This window comes from Roseixanthobacter finlandensis, assembly GCF_043195105.2.
Classification (GTDB): Bacteria; Pseudomonadota; Alphaproteobacteria; order Rhizobiales; family Xanthobacteraceae; genus NCEH01.
Map to the genome: position 1 here is coordinate 2,107,040 of NZ_CM195536.1, position 14,692 is coordinate 2,121,731.

Here is a 14,692-nt window from a genome sequence, read left to right on the forward strand (position 1 = left end):
AGCGCGGGCTGTAGGCGCCGCAGAAAGGGCACGGTGTGCTCATGGTCTCACTCTCCCTGCTTACGGTAGGAGGAGAGGGCGGCGAGGGCCACGATAGCCCTATCCCGCGCGGCAGTAAGGGAAGAGTTCGGGATAGCACTCCCGCCGCTCTCAATCACCAGATCACGCAGCGCCGCCACCAGATCGTCATGGGCGTTGCAGGCGCGGACGATGAATTCCGCATCGTTGTGCGCGCCATTCTGATCAACTCGGGCTATTGCCAAAGCGTCATAATCTCCTCGCGGCCCATAGATTGTCCGAGCAAAATTGTCATTCTCGGTTGCCTCGTCGCAAAAATCCCATGGGGTGGACGTATGCGCCCCACCGTCCTTCTTCTCGCTGCTCATGTCTGAGACTCCGTGGTGCTGGAGAGGGCGGAAAGGGCGGCGGCGGAAGCGACTAGCGCGGGCACGCGGCTCGGATCTTCGTTTTGTTCCATGTACTCTTGGAAAAGATCTCCACAATATTCAGTGGCCGTAGCCAAAGAGACAACTCCATCACCCGAGCATAGATCGCACGGGCCTCCGCCTAGAACCTTATGTGCCGGGTCATGCCCGCATACCGGGCAGCCTAATCGTCCGATATCTCCGGGCATCGCCGAAATAAAACCATGGTCCGGATTATTGCAGGTTTCCTTGCCGTCTCCGCCGCATTCCGGGCACACGCAAGTCATCCCCTTCAGCGACGCCGCCAGCCGATCCCGCCCCGCTTCCGCGGCTTCCGCCCGCGCATGTGCGGCCCGGATCATCTCCGCTCCGTTCTGTATGGTCTGCTCAAGGAGGGCGATCTTGGTGCGCAGCTCGGTCAGTTCCGCCGCAACGATGTCCTCACGGATGTACTTGTGGCTATTGGCTTCTGCCTCTGATGTGGTCCAAAAGCCATGTCCATCCTGGGCCAAGCGTGCCCATACCGGCGCCTGCTGTTCGCTCATATTCCGACGCTCCGTGCTAGATCATCGTCAGAGAGAGCCGGCGCGGGCTCCTGCCCCATGCCAGACATGACGTCCAACGCTCTTTTGTAATCCACCCATGAAACGTAATAGGCGGCCACGCGGTCGTAGATCGCCAATGATGCAGGCTTGCTCTCGCGCAGAATTACGAACGTATGCCTGGCTGCCTCTCCGAATGGGCGGATCACTCCACGTAGCCGCTCCATCTCTCGATAGTTCTGGACCGCCGCGCGATCAAATGCGTCGGCCTTTTCCATAAGAGCGGCGACTTCTGCATCTCGGGACTCGCGCGCCATCCGCCACGTTTCCCGCAGGCCAATGGCAATCGCCCGAATTCCGGCTGTCGATCCGAGGTCGCAGACAGGGATGCTGTGCGCCAGGGCTCGCGCCTGGTCTTCGAAGGCGTCGCTCATGCTGCGGTCCCCGTCGAAGTTGTAGTGGGGTTACACACGTCACAACGGCGGGTGCATAGGTCGCAGCCGGCCTCGGCATCGGCGCAAAAACCATCGATGCAGTCGAAGACGTAGCCTTCGCCGCCGCAGTTCCAGCACTCGCCATCGTCATAATCGGCGTCGTATATATCTTCGACGCGCTGGCAGTTCATGCCGCCACAGGACGAGCATTCGGTGTGCGTCAAGGCGGATAGTGGGCCGCGCCACGTGATTGTTGCGGTTCCGCAGCGGTCGCAAATCATGGTCATGCTGCGGCCTTCCCATCGCTATAGCGGCGGATCTGCTCCACCACCTCGGCAAGTTCTTCGTTGAACTGCGCCACGGCGCGCGCGAGTCCGGCGATATAGACCTCGTCACGGACGGCCCGAACGATCAGCGGCGGAAGCTTCGGCCAATAGGTGACAAGGTCGATCCATTCCCGCTCCGCCACCCACATGCCGCCCTGGCATTGCGCCTTGTGCTCGGGGGAAAATTCGCCGGACAGCAGCTTGTCGATCAGGAGATGCGGCGCCGCCGTCTTGATCTCCAAGAGGCCGTCATCCCCTATGAGGCTGTCGGGGCTATAACCCTTCTGCCCGTTGGTGATGAAGCCGACCTGCACCGGCTCCACGTCCTTGATGAAGGCGTAGGCGCTGCGGGCTTCGTCTTCCATGGCGTGGCCACGTTCCATGGCGCCGTTCGTGAACCGCTCCATGGGTTCACCAGTCAGTATTTCGCCTGCGAGCTTGAACATGTAAGTCCGTCTCGTCTTGCTCTCTCCGCCGCCCCGGCCGGAGGCCATGACCGTCGAGAATTCAGAGGCGGTAGGGATGCCTGCGCGGGCGCGAAGCCATTCCTCAGAATTTTGCGCGCAATCGATAATCTTAAGCGAACTCATGGAAGAGCTCCCGTCGTTTGGCGAGATAGACGCCATGGGCTTCTAGCGGTGTGTCGTACGCTCCGAGGTGGAATTGCCTGCCGTGGCATGAAATACGCGCTTCAAATCGTCCTGACTTAGGAATTAGACGTACGCCCATCGGCAGATCATGGCGACGCTTGCGGGTCTTGTGGTTCCAAGCGTTTTCGGTGACGGTGGCTTCGCGAAGGTTCCAGATGCGATCATCAACAGAATCGCCGTTGATGTGGTCAACGCACGGCTCAGGAAAGCGACCGTGCACGGCGAGATAGATCAGCCGCCCGCGTCGAAAAGTTTGGCGTCCAATTTTTACCACCCAATAGGTCTTTCCTCCCCGGCCAGCGCGTCTGGTGCCGGCCTCGCATCCCAGCAACCGAGGGTGATTGTAAGGAGGCTTTTTCCAGAAGAGACGACCGCCCTCGGTGTCGATGACGAACATCTCTTCTAAGGCAGCTTGGGTGATCAACAGGCAGCCCTCCTAATACGTGATGGTAACGTTCGGCACAGCGCCGGTGATGATGAGCTTCAGGACAGTTCGCGCGGTTTCGTCGGCGACGCCGCCAGCCACCAGGGCAGCCAGGGCGGCGCCGTTGATCGTCTTCCGGCGCTCCTTGTCCTGCTTGCGGCGATCAGCTTCCGCCCGTTCGGCGAGGCGCTGTTGTTCCTGCCGGCGCAGCGCATTCGCTTCGGCCTCAGCGGCCCGGAGTTCTGCGTCTTCGGCCGCCCGTTTCAGCGTCAATTCGCGCGCTTCGGATGCTTCACGCTCTCGCCTGGCGGCATCTTCTACCGCCTGCTTTTCAGCGGCGGCCTTGATCTCAGCATCTCGGGTTGCCTTTTCGGCGGCGTCGCGGGCGATCTGCTCTTCGCGGTCCTTCTTGGCCCGCTCCTCTGCGGCGGAACGCAGGGCCGCAAGCTCTGCCTGTTCGGCGTCGTAGCGTTCGCGCGCGGCAATGCCGGTGGTTAGCGCCGCAACGGCGGATTCCTTGGCCTTGGCATATGCGGCTTCATATTCCTCGCACTCGGGGCCTACCGTCACGGCATCGACTTCAGCGAGCGCATCACGCAGCTGCTCGGCTGGGATCTGCAAGTGAGCAATGCCGGCAAGCTGTTCAATGCGGGAAATGGTGCCCTTGTGGCGGTCAATGCGCGCCTCTTCAGCTTCTTCCCATTCCGTGACCGGCTTGCGCACTTCGTCGGACCATTTGTCCAGCGTGTCGCGCACCAGCTTGCGCGTGGCGTCGATCTTCTTCGGGATTTCCTTCTGATCGTCCGCGAGCTGCTTTCCGATGGCCTCAAGCCGGGTCTTGACCTTGGTGACTTTGTGAGCCATCGACTTGATTTCGGCGCGGCCTTTGGCCGTCATCATGTCGCCGGAAAACCCGTCGATTTCCTCCCTCACCTTGGCGAGGAAGGGTTCGATTGCCTTGGGCGTGGTGAAAACGACGAGGGCGCTCGTCGGTTCAATGGTGATGAGTTCGAGGTCCATCACGAGGCCTTTCGCTTGGCGTTGAGCATGGTGAGCGCACAGCTGAATTCGCCCGCGGGCAGATCGATCAGGGCGCCGATTTTGAAATGGGCGCAGAACCGGCGGATGTCGGACCCCGTGTCATCGATCAGCAGGCGGAGTTGATCCACCTGCCCGGCCGAAATGGTCTCGCCTGCGCCGGCTGTCTGCCCGTCGTCGTCGCGATCTTCGCGCGCCCGGATCTGGAAGTTCGTCAGCGCGCGCGCCGTATAGCGCTGCCCGTAGCTGATGGTGCTGCCGACCGCCTGGACGCTGTTCTTGCTCCCGGTGCTGTCGTGCATCAGGGTGATAGAGGTTTCCTCCTGGTGGCCATCCCGGTGGCTCAGGACGCAGGTTACGACCTGCTTTCCATCCGGCGCCGCACTGAGGCGGAAGGAGAGGCCGAAGCCGTGCCGGAATAGGACGGGCTGGATCGCCTCGTTGATGTCTTCCCAGCGAGCATATTTGGTCTCTTGGACCACTCGCTCGCCCCCCTTCTCCTTGATGACGATGCGACCGTTCTGGTCGATCACCGGCAATTCGTTCTGCATGAGGGGCAGGGCCGCGAGGTATGCTTGCCGGGCCTCGTCAGCTCGGATCTGGCGATACATCGCCATCAAGCGTTCGACCTTATCGGCGTCGATCGCAGGATTGGCCGCGGCCTGCATGATGGCGCCAAGAATCGACCCGGCATCAGACTTCGGGGATGAAACCCGGCGTTGAGCAACGGCGCGAGAAGCCGCCCGTACCGCGGGCACCCCGCCCCGGTCAGAGCGCGCCGGCGGCGCCAAGTCGAGCTGGTCAATTTCGTCGAGATATGCTGCCTCACCCACGGCGGCCTCCTTTGATCATTGCGACGGTCAGCAGCAGCCGGACAATCGCATCGGCGCTTGCGGTGATAACGTCCCGCTCCAGGCGGGAGAGAGCGGCCTCAGTCATCGCCCATCTCCGGTGTCCAGTGCGGGACATCCCCATGGGCATCGTCCAGTGGGTCGCGTTGTGCCCGCCTCCGCAGCAGGGGCGAGAGGATCAGGTAGGCGCACACGGCGCCTATGCAGATGAGGATGATGTCGCCGGTCATGGGCTAGTCCGCGACGCGGCGGGCGAGTTCCGCGTACGGGTCATATTCGCGATCCGTCCGGAACATGATCGTGTCGCCGGGCTCGAATGCGTGCGGGGCATGCGTATCGTGCCCGCGCAGGTGCTCCAGGGTTCCGGCGCTGTCCAGAACCGCATAGAGGATGCGCATGCCCTCCGGAGCGGTGTCCGCCTCGAAGACCTGCGCCCGGTCAGCCACGAGTACATGGTCATGGTGCGTCTCGGACTGGCCAATGATCCAGTGTCCGCGCTCCTTCTTCATAGGCTTCGCGCCAGAAGGGATCGCATCAATGCGATAGATGCGCACTTCGCCCTGGGCTCCAAGAGTTTCCAAGATTTTCATTTCATGCTCCTATTTCATCATCTGATGGCGTGTTCGACGGTTAAGAACTTGCATTCTCTGTGTGGCCCACCGACAGTTTTCGGGCTCGTATTTTCCATCATTGTCGATGCGGTCAATTGATAGGTTTGAGGCGTACCCATGAGACAATGCCCATGCTCGGAAGACTTCGAAATCTTCCCATTCGGCGCAGACTGATATTCCTCTGCCCCCGTAGTACTCGTATCTGCTGGCGCGAGGATTCTGTGTCCTATCTCGCATTGCCTGCCATATTCTATAAATCCGAGAGTTCGACCCTCCGTGAGTTGAGCGCGTCGCAGGCATCTGGCGGCGCCAGCACCCACAACTCTGAACAAACCCACGCTTCAGATCCGCGCCCCTGGCGCGCTTTGACGATCCGCACGAGCACTCGCAGACCCATGTAATTGATCCTCTCTCATCGGGGCCGCCGCACGAAACAACTGCAAGACGGCCGAACTTCTGGCCCATCAGGTCAAGGCGGCGCACCTGTTACGTCCTCACTGAGGGAAACTGGAATTCGGAGACGGGGAGTCCCGTCAGCCACGCTTGCGCCTCGATCACCGTCGAGCACTCGGGTGGGATGCCAATCGCAAACTCGCGGTCGGTTCCGCAGCGCGCGTGAATGAACCGGCTCTTGCGATCAAGGTCGGGAAGCTGCACTTCCACCAGGGCACCGCAGTGGGGGTCGGGATGTTCGTCGATCACCTTGGCGCCAAGGTCGCGCAGCACGCGGTGCCAGCCGACGATTTCGATGGCGGACTGCCGCAGCTCCAGATTTTCTTGGCTCAAGGCAATCTTCGCGGTGAGCTTGTCCTTCCGCTCAATCCACTCGGCCGGGATGCGCGTGCCATGCCAGTGGTAGAGAGACCATCCGTCCCGCCACCTGTGGCTGGGTCCATCCTCGCAGTGTGGCCGGCGCCGATCGTCGACCCGAATGAATTCCGGGAAGTCGCTGACGATGCAAAACTCGGGATGCATTACCCGAAAGCCACCCTCGATCGCCGCATGCTCCCAGCTCGCATAAGCCGTATGCTCTGGAAGCTGTAGACCGATGATGTCGCGCATAGCAGTCAGATAACTGTCGTATGCAGCCCACATATTTCCACCCTGATAGACGTTCCCCCACCGGGCTGCGCACATGAGGCCGAACTCTCCCGCAAGCTCGAAGCATGCTAGTTCCGCATCTTTTTCAGCGCTGTCGGTCGCGCTGCGGGTCGCGCTGTCGGTCGCGCCGTAGGTCGCGCTGCGGGTCGCGCTGTCGGTCGCGCTGTCGGTCGCGCTGCCGGTCGCGCTGTAGGTCGCGCTGCGGGTCGCGCTGTCGGTCGCGCTGCGGGTCGCGCTGCGGGTCGCGCTGTCGGTCGCGCTGTCGGTCGCGCTGCGGGTCGCGCTGTCGGTCGCGCTGTAGGTCGCGCTGCGGGTCGCGCTGTCGGTCGCGCTGTCGGTCGCGCTGCCGGTCGCGCTGTAGGTCGCGCTGCGGGTCGCGCTGTCGGTCGCGCTGCGGGTCGCGCTGCGGGTCGCGCTGTCGGTCGCGCTGCGGGTCGCGCTGTCGGTCGCGCTGTCGGTCGCGCTGCGGGTCGCGCCTCGCTGCCCACGATTATGCCAGATTGCCGCAGACGCTCCGTATGCGAAGGCCATCGCCAGCGGCGAAGTGGCGATGACAACCCTCGGCTCTTTCAAGCCGGCTGCGGCGTATAATCCCTTGATCGCCGGGACGATCTTGTCGGGGTCAATCGGATCGGTGCGGAAAGCGCGCTTGATCCACATTTCGGTGTGGGCGCGCATCTTCTCCAGTTCTTCTGGAGTAACGCCGCCAGCGGCTTTTGTGGGAGTGCGGATAATCTTGGCCATCAGGCGCTCCATCCCTTGAGAAAGCTCGTGCCGATCAGAACCGGCGTAGCGAACATGATCGCGGCGCACCCGAAGAGCGCGGCGGCGAAATCAGCGGGCGTTGCCGGCCGGCGCGGGGCAGGTCGCGGCGGTGTGGCCACGGGCTCACGCGGGGCGAGGACGGCGACCGCTGGAACCAGCTTTGGCTTGCGGGGGCGCTTGGGGCGCAGGATCGTGACATCGCTCATTGCACCGGCTCCGGCTGGATGGCTTGGAAATAGGCGGCGCGGGCTATTTCCAGCGCGTCGCGGACGTGGTCCATGATGATTTGATCGTCGGTCGGAAGGCTCTGGATTTCCGCCGCTCCGAGGTGCCCGATGATGGTGAGCAGGTCGTCGCTGATGCTGTGGGCGTTCATGCCGCCCTCATGCCGTTCGATGTGAAGTAGGTGCCGTGTTCGCGGCGCGGGTTCTCGATCATCGCGGTATCTTCGTCTTCGGCGCGGGTAGCGGATGATTCGAGCTTGTCCGAGATGTCTTCCTGAAACACCGCGCTCATCAGGTGCACAGCCGAGAGCACGGCGTTGTATTGTTCGGTCGGAAGGCAGGATGCCTTGGCCGTCGCCAGGAGCGCGGCGCGGCTCTCGCGCCACTGATAGGCGAGGGCGTCGCGGGCTTCGGTGATTTCGGAGGCGGAGGACATCACGCGGTCTCCCAATACTCTGCCCGCAGGCTGTCGATTTCGATGCGGAAGCGGCGGCCCAGGCGGCGGCCGGAATTGCGGGCGGCGCGGAACTTCTTCGAGCGCCGGCTGATCTGGTGGATGATCTCGTGCATGACTCAATCCTCCGTCTTTTTGGGTGCCACGGTCGCTGTCCGAACTTTGCGGGGTCGCGAGCGCTGGAGCTTTTCAATGGCCGCGACGAACTCGCGCCAGATATCGGCGGGCGTGGGTGCGCGTTCGGTGCTCATGGCTCAACCCTCCGAAATGATTTTTGCGCCGATGGCGGAAAGTGCTCCGCGAAGATCCGCCTCTGCGGATTTCGTGACGGTAACGGTCAGAGTGGTAAAGTCGCGAGACCTCCGCCACGCACGGATAGACTTCGTAACGTCGTACCCTTCACCAGAGGTTGGGTCTTCACCTCGACCCTGGTATCGGATCTCTTCGAAATCACTCGTATCGTACGTTTGATCTGGCTCGATTTCTTCGAAGGGCGAATCCCAATACCAATCTTCTGCCGCCTCCGTTCCAGCGCCCGGCCACCCCTGTTCGGTGAACAGGATGAGTTCAGATCCCTTGATCTTCATCTCACTCCCCCCGTGCTTTGGAGAGAGCGGCGTCGATCTGTTCGAGGACCGCGACATGAATGCTGTCGGTGTCCCGGCCGAAAAGGACGATTTGCCTGCGGGCCGTTTCCAGCGCCTCGACCAGATCCGCGATCACAGCCGCGCTGTCGGAGCGCGTCACGCGGATGATGGCGGCATGATTGAACGGGTTGGGCTCGGTCATCTCCAGGGAGCGGTTGCCGAGGACGCGGCGGGTGTGGGGGATGTTGTCCATTTCGCCCTCCTCAGGCCGCTACCGGGAGAGCGTCCCGGCTGGTGGTGCGGGTCGCGAGTTCCTTGTTCAGCCAGCCCCGCTCCCATCCCATGATGGTGATGCTGTCGGCCCGCATCCGTCCGTGCTCGGACTTGTAGGAGTTGGCCGAGCTCTCCTGCACCTTGGTGAGGCTGGCGATCTGCGCCTTGATCTCCCGCAGGCGGGCCTTGATCTCGGTGGTGGTGGCCTTCGCGGCCTGGTCCCTGGTCATCATGTCCGCGATCCCCATCGCTCTTTCGATGCCCTCATAATACACATGCGTATGAGGATTGGAAGAGGAAAAATACGCAAACGTATAAAAATGTTCGAACGCCATCGCGGCAGGTGCGCCTCCCTGTTGTGAGGGCATGAAAAAGCCCGCCGGCTAGGGCGGGCTCGTTGTGGCCGTCAGTCTTACGCGCCGTGGTGGTTATGTCGATGGGGCGCCTTGCGTCTCCTCAGCCCCCGCGGGCGCTTCGCGAGCTGGAGGCGGGTTCGCATCTGGTGGGCGCTTCCCGGTCGGATAGAGCTTCACCCTCACGGGGTTCGGGACGTGCTCCAGGGTGGCCCCCGTCGCCGCATCAGCAGCCATCCCGATGACGCCGCCGATAATCACGTTGCCGGCGAACCCAGCCGCGCCCGCCCCCGCGACCTGCGTTTTCACCTCGACGGCCTCAGGCTCGTGGCCCGGCTTCGTTATCGTGACCGTGAATTCGTCCTTGCGATTGGTCTGGATGGTGCACGGCGTGGTGCACGTGAATCCCATTGACGTTTTAACGTCGGCGCCTGGTGGGTCGGAATAGACCTGCACCTGGTCAGTAGTGCCTCGCGTGAGCGTGGCGCACCCGCCGGTCACGGCAGCCAGAGCGGCCACCCCCAAAATTCGCAACATAATATGCCCCTCATTCCCTGCGCTCTATGGTTGCGCAGAGAGTGAGAAAAGTCGAGCGGCTACGCCTTCTCAACCCATCGGACTTTAGCCGCCCACTCCAAGAGCATGTCGGTCATTGGCGGAGCGTTGTAGCTCCACAGAGTCCAGCAATCGTCCTCTGAACCGCGCGCGAGCGTTTTGATGAACGTGCGCCCGTCAGTGAGCCGAACGACGCACTCCTTATTGATGTAGCGAGCGATGTCGGCGCCCGTCGCCAGCTCGTCGTAAATGATGTGGTCGCCTTCGCGGTAGGCTGGCAGCATGCTTTCGCCCCGGACGCGGACGGCGACAGCATGAGAGGATGCGCCTGGCGGAGCTTCAATTTCGTCTAGCCCGCCTCCCTTTTCGTGATCGTCGAAAGTGAAGACCTCGGAACCAGCGCCGACATATCCAACGACGGGAATCTGACGGTCGGCCGGGCGACGACCTGCACCGCTGAGTGCGGCAACATCCATGCTGTCTAAATCACCCGCCGATACCTCGATTAGCAAACGACGAATGGCGTCTCGCTTGGCACCTCTCGGGTCGCTGCCGCTCATCCAACGGGAAACAGTCGCCTGGGTGGTGCCGAGACGCTCCGCAAGCCGGTCCTGATTCCAGCCGGTGCGGTCGATTATCGTCAGAAGTGTCTTGGGCACATCCATCCTCGCGCTATACGCCACGGCGCCGCAAAACGTCCAATACGCTTACGCATATTTTGCTTGCATACGCCGATACGCATGCGTATATGGATGTATGAGTGCATTGCTTCATATCAGAACCGAGCTTTTCAAAATCTCGCAAGCCGAGATGGCGCGCATTGCTGAAACAACGCAGGCGACCGTTTCCCGGTGGGAGAACGGCCGCTCGTCTCCGGATCTGACGCACTTGGAGCGCATCCGCGCGGCGGCTCACGAACGGGGCGTCAAGCTGAAGGACGCCATCTTCTTCGCAGCCCCTCGTGCACGTGCACGTGAGGAGGGCGCAGCATGATGGGCGATATCCCTCTCCAAGGCGCGCGCCGCGAACGCTCATGGGCGGATATGGACAGCATGACGCCGGAGTGGCGCGCATGTGTCCATGAGTACGGCTACGCGATTGTCCATTCGGCGCGGGAGGCCGGCGTAAAGTCCCCGCGCGCTCTGCATCAATTGGTGCGAGAGATTTGGGACGGCGCCCGCAGCTACGTCGATAAGAAGAAGCCAGCAGGAACACTCGATTGGATTTTGATCCAGTCCGGCGCTGGCGTGAGCGTTTCCGCGCTGTCTCGCATCCTCGCCAATGAAAACCTACTGATTGCGCCCAAGTTTCCGACGCGGGCAATGATCAACGCGAGCCTGAATGAACTCTCCGACCACTCCGTGCGATGCACGAAGTTCGAGAAACATCAGCGTCGGCTTGCTGCTGCTTTGCGCGCTTGTGATGGACATTACGCTCGGATGAATTCTGGTTCGCGCGGCGGTGCGTCATGAGCATCCTCGCGCGCCACCAGCTCCTAGACGACCTATCCGGCCCGGCTCTCAAGCCCGCGCCCGCACGCCGCGCCATGCAACGAGAGCCGATCACCATCGGCACGCTCATGCGGCACCGGCACGCCGGCATCGTCTTTGTCGCCGGCTTTGTCCTGTCCGAATTCGCCTATTTCTATTTCCGGTATTGGGGTTAGGCATGTCCGAAACCTCCATTCCAGATCGCAGCGGGAAGCCCGACGCCTCGTGCCGGAATTTCCGTTTCACAGCCGGCGCCAGCGGCGGTGCGATCCGCTGGCAACCTCAATTTGTCCATAACGGATGCCGCAAGGGCGCCGATGGACTGCCATCCCCCGGCGCGGATTTCCTCCCCCGCGCCAACTTCCCCGGCCTTCGGGCTGGGGCCTTTCTTCGCACGCGCCGCGTCCGTCCCGGCAAGTTCAGTCGTGGTGCGTGTCTTCGTAAGCATTTTCTCTGTCTCCGTCGATGGTTAGAAGCTACCGGAGGCAGAGATGCAGTTTTCCCAAAATCCTTGGGGTTTTTCCCAAAATCCTTGTGAGCGCGATATGACCGCGTCGTCTGTTTCCATGGAGATGAGCACTGGCCTTCGGCGTTTGGCCGAACCGGTCAGTGCTGGTGAGAGCGTAAAAGCGTTAATCATCAAGGTCGCGCGCAAGACTGGCTTTGGTTACAGCCGAGCGTTTGACCTTTGGTACGGGCGCGGGCGAGTCCGCGCGGAAGAGCTTGATCGGGTGCGGGGCCTGATGCGTGCTCACGAAGAGGCACAAATCAATGGGGAAATTGCGGAGTTGCGGGCGCGTCTTGCGCGTCTTGAGGAACAGGCTGCCCTGGCCTGTCCGCAAATGGGGACAGCGCCGGGCGAATAGGTTCGCCGGCCGGTGGATGGATTTGAGCGCTTGGCTCGGCAGGAGGGATTGATGTCGAAAGATGTTCTCTCGAAAATCCGCAACAACGACGTGTATAAATCGCTACATCGCGTGCTCTTGGAGTACGGCGTGGAGCGCCACGAGGTCGAGGATCGGCGCCCGCATCCTTGCCTGCGGTTCGAATACGCAGGCAAGGAACGCAAAGTGATGTTCGCGGGCACCCCGAGTAGCCGGAGGTCTCCGACCATTTCGGCGGCGAACTTGCGCCGAGAACTGCGGGCATGGGGTTCTGAGGCCGCCGCACCGGTTGCGGAGCCCGCACCCTTTGTCTCGGATGATATCGGCCACATCGCCATGCCGCGCCCGTCCGCTCTGTCCTATCAGGGGCGGGCGATCCAGGCGGAAGACGACCGGCTATGCCTGACCGATATGTGGCGCGCCGCCGGATCGGATATGTCCAAGCGCCCAGTGGAATGGCTCCGCTCCAAGGCCGCGCGGGACTTCATCGAGCATCTGGAGACAATGGTGGGAAATTCCCACCTTTTGCAAACCGACCAAGGGCGGGGCGGCACCACCTTTGCCCATTGGCAGATCGGCATCGCCTACGCCAAGTATCTGTCCCCCGAATTCCACGTCTGGTGCAACACCATCGTGCGCGGCTACATGGAGGGTAAGCCGGCGCCGCTGCCTGACAGCGAGATGATCCAGCGCATGAACGGCATGATCAAGATGCTCGCCCGCAAGGTGACTGAGATCGAGCGCGCCGTCCCACTCATGATCGGCCACGAGGTGGAACAGGCGATCGCATCTGACCCGCGCCGGGCCGTGCTGGACTATGTGTCCGTGCGCGAGCTTCTCGACGATGCCAAGGCGATCCAGAAGGGCCGGCGCGGCGTCAACGTCAAGATCGGCTTCGAGCTGCGCAGCCGGGCCGCCGTATCCAATCCTCCGGTGTCGCTGCGGCGCTGCCCGCACTCCAATGTGTGGCTGTTCCCTCGCGATTTCGCTGCCGCCTACATGGATAGCCGGGGCGCGGCACTGGTGAGCGGGCACAACGCCACCGCCTGCGGGCAGGGCGTGATTGATTTCGGCGCCGCCCGCCGCGCCACCCACAAGTCATCCTGAACAAGAGAGATTTTCCAATGTTCGACGATACCGCACGCCACACGTCCGCCTCTGATTCCTCCGATGCTCCTGCGGGGTTCGCCAAAGAGCAGCTGAAGTCCTTCATCGAACGCGTTGAGCGGCTCGAAGAAGAAAAGAAGGGCATCACGGAAGACATTTCCGATGTCTTCGCTGAGGCCAAGGCGAACGGCTTCGACGTGAAAGCTTTGCGCGCCATCCTCAAGATCCGCAAGGAAGACGTGGATGATCGCAAGGAGCACGAGGCCATCGTTGACCTCTATGCCCAGGCCCTCGGCATCTTTCTGTGATGGGAAAGAAATCCCGCGACAAGGGCGCCCGCATCGAGCGCGCTATCGTCAAGATCCTCCAAGATCACGGGCTGTGCGCAGAACGCGTCCCGCTCTCCGGTCAGGGTGCAATCGCTCGCGCTTCGGATCGCTTCGGTGGCGACGTTCATGTTCCGGTCCTCGGACAAGACGAGCGCATCGAAGTCAAGGCGAGATCGTCAGGTTTCGCGATGATCTACGGATGGCTTGAAGGCAATTACGGTCTCGTCATCAAGGCGGATCGCAAAGACCCGCTGATTGTTCTCCGGCTTTCGGATGCTGCGCGGGTGCTCGAATGCGCTGAACACGCGAAGGCTCAATTCTTGGGACAGGATCAATGACATCCATCTCCGCCCGAAATCTCGAAATTCTGTCCTTGTTCGACGCAGGGGAGACGCTGGAATCTATCGGGCAGAAATTCAGCCTAACGCGCGAACGTGTCCGCCAGATCGCTGCCGAAAATGGGCGAAAGCCGCGCCTCCCGCTGATCATGGATAAGACGGAAACGCGCAGGAAACGAATTATCGAGGCGTGGGGCGCTGGCAAAACAAACCCTGAGATAGCGGCCGAAATTGGCGTCTGTGTGACTGCTGTTTCGGTTATTTTGGGAGAAAATGACATTAAAGCAAATCGCCTGACGTTATCTGAAGAGATAAAGCTGATGCAGGCGGCGGCGCGGGTGAAATCTGGCGCATCTATCCGCAAGGTGGGATCTTCGGATAATATTCCACTATGCAGGCTTGCGCGTCGACTGAAGGAAAGTGGCGTTGAGTCGCGACATGGCCGGTGGCGCGACTTATCACATCGTGAAGATATCGTTCGTGCGGGAAGGAAATCTGGTCGCAGCTGGAAAAAGATTGCTGCGGAACTTGAGAATATCGAGTGCCGGAAGGTATCCCCGCAAGCCTTGAGCGCATGGGCAAAGACGAATGTGCCCGAAGTCATCAACAAGCATGAGAAGTGTCGCACGTCGGATATCGGCGCATCGCAGGCTACGGCAAGCATTTAACCGAGAGTTTTAGATCATGAGCAAGATGTCAAAGCAGACGCGCGAGCGCCGGGACGGAGCCCGCAAGGCGATGGTCAACCTTCGGCGACGCGAAAAGGCCGGCAAGGTTCTTGCTGAAACGGGGCAGGCAACGAAGATTGTCTTCTTTCCTCAACTCGGCATGTTCTCCCCTCCCGCGCGGTCTGTGGACGCTGAAACGCGGGCTTTGATTGACCGGGCAGTGATGACGCGGGGGGCTGGAAATGCTCGCGCATGACATCAAT

Annotated in this window: 30 protein-coding genes; 9 read left to right on the top strand and 21 right to left on the bottom strand. The window is 61.5% G+C overall.

Annotation, left to right across the window (positions count from 1 at the left end; genetic code table 11):
- Positions 1-47 precede the first annotated feature (47 nt).
- The 21 genes from V5G24_RS09745 to V5G24_RS09845 form a co-directional block, all read right to left on the bottom strand.
- On the bottom strand, positions 48-386 hold the full coding sequence (locus V5G24_RS09745) for a hypothetical protein (protein ID WP_394085223.1): 339 nt from the start codon (positions 384-386) through the stop codon (positions 48-50).
- Positions 383-970: a hypothetical protein gene (locus tag V5G24_RS09750; protein ID WP_394085224.1), complete on the bottom strand. Its 588-nt coding sequence runs from the start codon at positions 968-970 to the stop codon at positions 383-385. Before V5G24_RS09750 ends, V5G24_RS09745 begins: the two co-directional genes overlap by 4 nt.
- A complete protein-coding gene (locus V5G24_RS09755) occupies positions 967-1,401 on the bottom strand; it encodes a hypothetical protein (RefSeq protein ID WP_394085225.1) in 435 nt (144 codons plus the stop codon). The genes V5G24_RS09750 and V5G24_RS09755 overlap by 4 nt, the downstream gene beginning before the upstream one ends.
- Positions 1,398-1,688 (bottom strand): hypothetical protein, encoded by a 291-nt coding sequence (locus V5G24_RS09760; RefSeq protein ID WP_394085226.1) that lies wholly within the window; start codon positions 1,686-1,688, stop codon positions 1,398-1,400. Before V5G24_RS09760 ends, V5G24_RS09755 begins: the two co-directional genes overlap by 4 nt.
- Positions 1,685-2,221: a YqaJ viral recombinase family protein gene (locus tag V5G24_RS09765; RefSeq protein WP_509292321.1), complete on the bottom strand. Its 537-nt coding sequence runs from the start codon at positions 2,219-2,221 to the stop codon at positions 1,685-1,687. Before V5G24_RS09765 ends, V5G24_RS09760 begins: the two co-directional genes overlap by 4 nt.
- 82 nt (positions 2,222-2,303) lie before the next feature.
- Positions 2,304-2,801 carry an HNH endonuclease gene (locus V5G24_RS09770; RefSeq protein ID WP_394085229.1) on the bottom strand — a complete coding sequence of 166 codons (498 nt, stop codon included), beginning with the start codon at positions 2,799-2,801 and terminating at the stop codon, positions 2,304-2,306.
- A gap of 12 nt (positions 2,802-2,813) precedes the next feature.
- Complete coding sequence (locus tag V5G24_RS09775; protein ID WP_394085230.1) at positions 2,814-3,821, bottom strand: coiled-coil domain-containing protein; 1,008 nt, start codon at positions 3,819-3,821, stop codon at positions 2,814-2,816.
- The gene (locus V5G24_RS09780; protein WP_394085231.1) at positions 3,821-4,672 is read right to left on the bottom strand and encodes an ERF family protein; all 852 of its coding nucleotides are present in this window, start codon (positions 4,670-4,672) and stop codon (positions 3,821-3,823) included. Before V5G24_RS09780 ends, V5G24_RS09775 begins: the two co-directional genes overlap by 1 nt.
- 98 nt (positions 4,673-4,770) lie before the next feature.
- Positions 4,771-4,920: a hypothetical protein gene (locus V5G24_RS09785; protein ID WP_394085233.1), complete on the bottom strand. Its 150-nt coding sequence runs from the start codon at positions 4,918-4,920 to the stop codon at positions 4,771-4,773.
- Positions 4,921-4,923: 3 nt separating this feature from the next.
- Positions 4,924-5,280: a DUF8820 family protein gene (locus V5G24_RS09790; RefSeq protein WP_394085234.1), complete on the bottom strand. Its 357-nt coding sequence runs from the start codon at positions 5,278-5,280 to the stop codon at positions 4,924-4,926.
- A gap of 507 nt (positions 5,281-5,787) precedes the next feature.
- Positions 5,788-7,146: a DUF6745 domain-containing protein gene (locus tag V5G24_RS09795; RefSeq protein WP_394085235.1), complete on the bottom strand. Its 1,359-nt coding sequence runs from the start codon at positions 7,144-7,146 to the stop codon at positions 5,788-5,790.
- Complete coding sequence (locus tag V5G24_RS09800; RefSeq protein ID WP_394085236.1) at positions 7,146-7,373, bottom strand: hypothetical protein; 228 nt, start codon at positions 7,371-7,373, stop codon at positions 7,146-7,148. The genes V5G24_RS09795 and V5G24_RS09800 overlap by 1 nt, the downstream gene beginning before the upstream one ends.
- Positions 7,370-7,543, bottom strand: coding sequence for a hypothetical protein (locus V5G24_RS09805; RefSeq protein WP_394085237.1), 174 nt, complete (start codon positions 7,541-7,543; stop codon positions 7,370-7,372). The genes V5G24_RS09800 and V5G24_RS09805 overlap by 4 nt, the downstream gene beginning before the upstream one ends.
- Positions 7,540-7,827 carry a hypothetical protein gene (locus V5G24_RS09810; protein ID WP_394085238.1) on the bottom strand — a complete coding sequence of 96 codons (288 nt, stop codon included), beginning with the start codon at positions 7,825-7,827 and terminating at the stop codon, positions 7,540-7,542. Before V5G24_RS09810 ends, V5G24_RS09805 begins: the two co-directional genes overlap by 4 nt.
- Positions 7,827-7,961: a hypothetical protein gene (locus V5G24_RS09815; RefSeq protein WP_394085239.1), complete on the bottom strand. Its 135-nt coding sequence runs from the start codon at positions 7,959-7,961 to the stop codon at positions 7,827-7,829. The genes V5G24_RS09810 and V5G24_RS09815 overlap by 1 nt, the downstream gene beginning before the upstream one ends.
- 3 nt (positions 7,962-7,964) lie before the next feature.
- Positions 7,965-8,096: a hypothetical protein gene (locus V5G24_RS09820; protein WP_394085240.1), complete on the bottom strand. Its 132-nt coding sequence runs from the start codon at positions 8,094-8,096 to the stop codon at positions 7,965-7,967.
- A 3-nt stretch (positions 8,097-8,099) separates the two neighbouring features.
- Positions 8,100-8,432 (bottom strand): hypothetical protein, encoded by a 333-nt coding sequence (locus V5G24_RS09825; protein ID WP_394085241.1) that lies wholly within the window; start codon positions 8,430-8,432, stop codon positions 8,100-8,102.
- A 1-nt stretch (position 8,433) separates the two neighbouring features.
- On the bottom strand, positions 8,434-8,685 hold the full coding sequence (locus V5G24_RS09830; protein WP_394085242.1) for a hypothetical protein: 252 nt from the start codon (positions 8,683-8,685) through the stop codon (positions 8,434-8,436).
- Between the two features lie 10 nt (positions 8,686-8,695).
- A complete protein-coding gene (locus V5G24_RS09835; RefSeq protein WP_394085243.1) occupies positions 8,696-8,938 on the bottom strand; it encodes a hypothetical protein in 243 nt (80 codons plus the stop codon).
- A 195-nt stretch (positions 8,939-9,133) separates the two neighbouring features.
- Complete coding sequence (locus tag V5G24_RS09840) at positions 9,134-9,595, bottom strand: PEGA domain-containing protein (RefSeq protein ID WP_394072620.1); 462 nt, start codon at positions 9,593-9,595, stop codon at positions 9,134-9,136.
- A gap of 59 nt (positions 9,596-9,654) precedes the next feature.
- Positions 9,655-10,278, bottom strand: a complete 624-nt coding sequence (locus V5G24_RS09845) for a S24 family peptidase (protein ID WP_394085244.1) — start codon at positions 10,276-10,278, stop codon at positions 9,655-9,657.
- Positions 10,279-10,369: 91 nt separating this feature from the next.
- Between V5G24_RS09845 and V5G24_RS09850 the strand changes: the two genes are divergently transcribed.
- The 9 genes from V5G24_RS09850 to V5G24_RS09890 all read left to right on the top strand — a co-directional run bounded on the left by V5G24_RS09850 (position 10,370) and on the right by V5G24_RS09890 (position 14,685).
- Positions 10,370-10,606: a helix-turn-helix domain-containing protein gene (locus tag V5G24_RS09850; protein ID WP_394085245.1), complete on the top strand. Its 237-nt coding sequence runs from the start codon at positions 10,370-10,372 to the stop codon at positions 10,604-10,606.
- Positions 10,603-11,085 (top strand): hypothetical protein, encoded by a 483-nt coding sequence (locus tag V5G24_RS09855; protein WP_394085246.1) that lies wholly within the window; start codon positions 10,603-10,605, stop codon positions 11,083-11,085. The genes V5G24_RS09850 and V5G24_RS09855 overlap by 4 nt, the downstream gene beginning before the upstream one ends.
- On the top strand, positions 11,082-11,279 hold the full coding sequence (locus V5G24_RS09860; protein ID WP_394085247.1) for a hypothetical protein: 198 nt from the start codon (positions 11,082-11,084) through the stop codon (positions 11,277-11,279). The genes V5G24_RS09855 and V5G24_RS09860 overlap by 4 nt, the downstream gene beginning before the upstream one ends.
- 315 nt (positions 11,280-11,594) lie before the next feature.
- Positions 11,595-11,969, top strand: a complete 375-nt coding sequence (locus tag V5G24_RS09865; RefSeq protein WP_394085248.1) for a hypothetical protein — start codon at positions 11,595-11,597, stop codon at positions 11,967-11,969.
- Positions 11,970-12,020: 51 nt separating this feature from the next.
- Positions 12,021-13,094, top strand: coding sequence for a KilA-N domain-containing protein (locus tag V5G24_RS09870; RefSeq protein ID WP_394085249.1), 1,074 nt, complete (start codon positions 12,021-12,023; stop codon positions 13,092-13,094).
- A 17-nt stretch (positions 13,095-13,111) separates the two neighbouring features.
- The gene (locus V5G24_RS09875) at positions 13,112-13,402 is read left to right on the top strand and encodes a DUF2312 domain-containing protein (RefSeq protein WP_394085250.1); all 291 of its coding nucleotides are present in this window, start codon (positions 13,112-13,114) and stop codon (positions 13,400-13,402) included.
- Complete coding sequence (locus V5G24_RS09880) at positions 13,402-13,761, top strand: putative PDDEXK endonuclease (RefSeq protein ID WP_394085251.1); 360 nt, start codon at positions 13,402-13,404, stop codon at positions 13,759-13,761. The genes V5G24_RS09875 and V5G24_RS09880 overlap by 1 nt, the downstream gene beginning before the upstream one ends.
- Positions 13,758-14,429 (top strand): hypothetical protein, encoded by a 672-nt coding sequence (locus V5G24_RS09885; protein WP_394085252.1) that lies wholly within the window; start codon positions 13,758-13,760, stop codon positions 14,427-14,429. Before V5G24_RS09880 ends, V5G24_RS09885 begins: the two co-directional genes overlap by 4 nt.
- A gap of 16 nt (positions 14,430-14,445) precedes the next feature.
- A complete protein-coding gene (locus V5G24_RS09890; RefSeq protein ID WP_394085253.1) occupies positions 14,446-14,685 on the top strand; it encodes a hypothetical protein in 240 nt (79 codons plus the stop codon).
- Positions 14,686-14,692 lie beyond the last annotated feature (7 nt).

Coding starts and splice junctions, on each gene's coding strand:
- V5G24_RS09820 (WP_394085240.1), bottom strand. CDS start 8,096: ATGAGCACCGAACGCGCACCCACGCCCGCCGATATCTGGCGCGAGTTC.
- V5G24_RS09890 (WP_394085253.1), top strand. CDS start 14,446: ATGAGCAAGATGTCAAAGCAGACGCGCGAGCGCCGGGACGGAGCCCGC.
- V5G24_RS09750 (WP_394085224.1), bottom strand. CDS start 970: ATGAGCGAACAGCAGGCGCCGGTATGGGCACGCTTGGCCCAGGATGGA.
- V5G24_RS09815 (WP_394085239.1), bottom strand. CDS start 7,961: ATGCACGAGATCATCCACCAGATCAGCCGGCGCTCGAAGAAGTTCCGC.
- V5G24_RS09830 (WP_394085242.1), bottom strand. CDS start 8,685: ATGGACAACATCCCCCACACCCGCCGCGTCCTCGGCAACCGCTCCCTG.
- V5G24_RS09755 (WP_394085225.1), bottom strand. CDS start 1,401: ATGAGCGACGCCTTCGAAGACCAGGCGCGAGCCCTGGCGCACAGCATC.
- V5G24_RS09850 (WP_394085245.1), top strand. CDS start 10,370: ATGAGTGCATTGCTTCATATCAGAACCGAGCTTTTCAAAATCTCGCAA.
- V5G24_RS09745 (WP_394085223.1), bottom strand. CDS start 386: ATGAGCAGCGAGAAGAAGGACGGTGGGGCGCATACGTCCACCCCATGG.
- V5G24_RS09860 (WP_394085247.1), top strand. CDS start 11,082: ATGAGCATCCTCGCGCGCCACCAGCTCCTAGACGACCTATCCGGCCCG.
- V5G24_RS09880 (WP_394085251.1), top strand. CDS start 13,402: ATGGGAAAGAAATCCCGCGACAAGGGCGCCCGCATCGAGCGCGCTATC.
- V5G24_RS09865 (WP_394085248.1), top strand. CDS start 11,595: ATGCAGTTTTCCCAAAATCCTTGGGGTTTTTCCCAAAATCCTTGTGAG.
- V5G24_RS09840 (WP_394072620.1), bottom strand. CDS start 9,595: ATGTTGCGAATTTTGGGGGTGGCCGCTCTGGCTGCCGTGACCGGCGGG.
- V5G24_RS09760 (WP_394085226.1), bottom strand. CDS start 1,688: ATGACCATGATTTGCGACCGCTGCGGAACCGCAACAATCACGTGGCGC.
- V5G24_RS09875 (WP_394085250.1), top strand. CDS start 13,112: ATGTTCGACGATACCGCACGCCACACGTCCGCCTCTGATTCCTCCGAT.
- V5G24_RS09855 (WP_394085246.1), top strand. CDS start 10,603: ATGATGGGCGATATCCCTCTCCAAGGCGCGCGCCGCGAACGCTCATGG.
- V5G24_RS09870 (WP_394085249.1), top strand. CDS start 12,021: ATGTCGAAAGATGTTCTCTCGAAAATCCGCAACAACGACGTGTATAAA.
- V5G24_RS09810 (WP_394085238.1), bottom strand. CDS start 7,827: ATGTCCTCCGCCTCCGAAATCACCGAAGCCCGCGACGCCCTCGCCTAT.
- V5G24_RS09790 (WP_394085234.1), bottom strand. CDS start 5,280: ATGAAAATCTTGGAAACTCTTGGAGCCCAGGGCGAAGTGCGCATCTAT.
- V5G24_RS09800 (WP_394085236.1), bottom strand. CDS start 7,373: ATGAGCGATGTCACGATCCTGCGCCCCAAGCGCCCCCGCAAGCCAAAG.
- V5G24_RS09885 (WP_394085252.1), top strand. CDS start 13,758: ATGACATCCATCTCCGCCCGAAATCTCGAAATTCTGTCCTTGTTCGAC.
- V5G24_RS09845 (WP_394085244.1), bottom strand. CDS start 10,278: ATGGATGTGCCCAAGACACTTCTGACGATAATCGACCGCACCGGCTGG.
- V5G24_RS09835 (WP_394085243.1), bottom strand. CDS start 8,938: ATGATGACCAGGGACCAGGCCGCGAAGGCCACCACCACCGAGATCAAG.
- V5G24_RS09795 (WP_394085235.1), bottom strand. CDS start 7,146: ATGGCCAAGATTATCCGCACTCCCACAAAAGCCGCTGGCGGCGTTACT.
- V5G24_RS09825 (WP_394085241.1), bottom strand. CDS start 8,432: ATGAAGATCAAGGGATCTGAACTCATCCTGTTCACCGAACAGGGGTGG.
- V5G24_RS09805 (WP_394085237.1), bottom strand. CDS start 7,543: ATGAACGCCCACAGCATCAGCGACGACCTGCTCACCATCATCGGGCAC.
- V5G24_RS09775 (WP_394085230.1), bottom strand. CDS start 3,821: ATGGACCTCGAACTCATCACCATTGAACCGACGAGCGCCCTCGTCGTT.
- V5G24_RS09785 (WP_394085233.1), bottom strand. CDS start 4,920: ATGACCGGCGACATCATCCTCATCTGCATAGGCGCCGTGTGCGCCTAC.
- V5G24_RS09765 (WP_509292321.1), bottom strand. CDS start 2,221: ATGGCCTCCGGCCGGGGCGGCGGAGAGAGCAAGACGAGACGGACTTAC.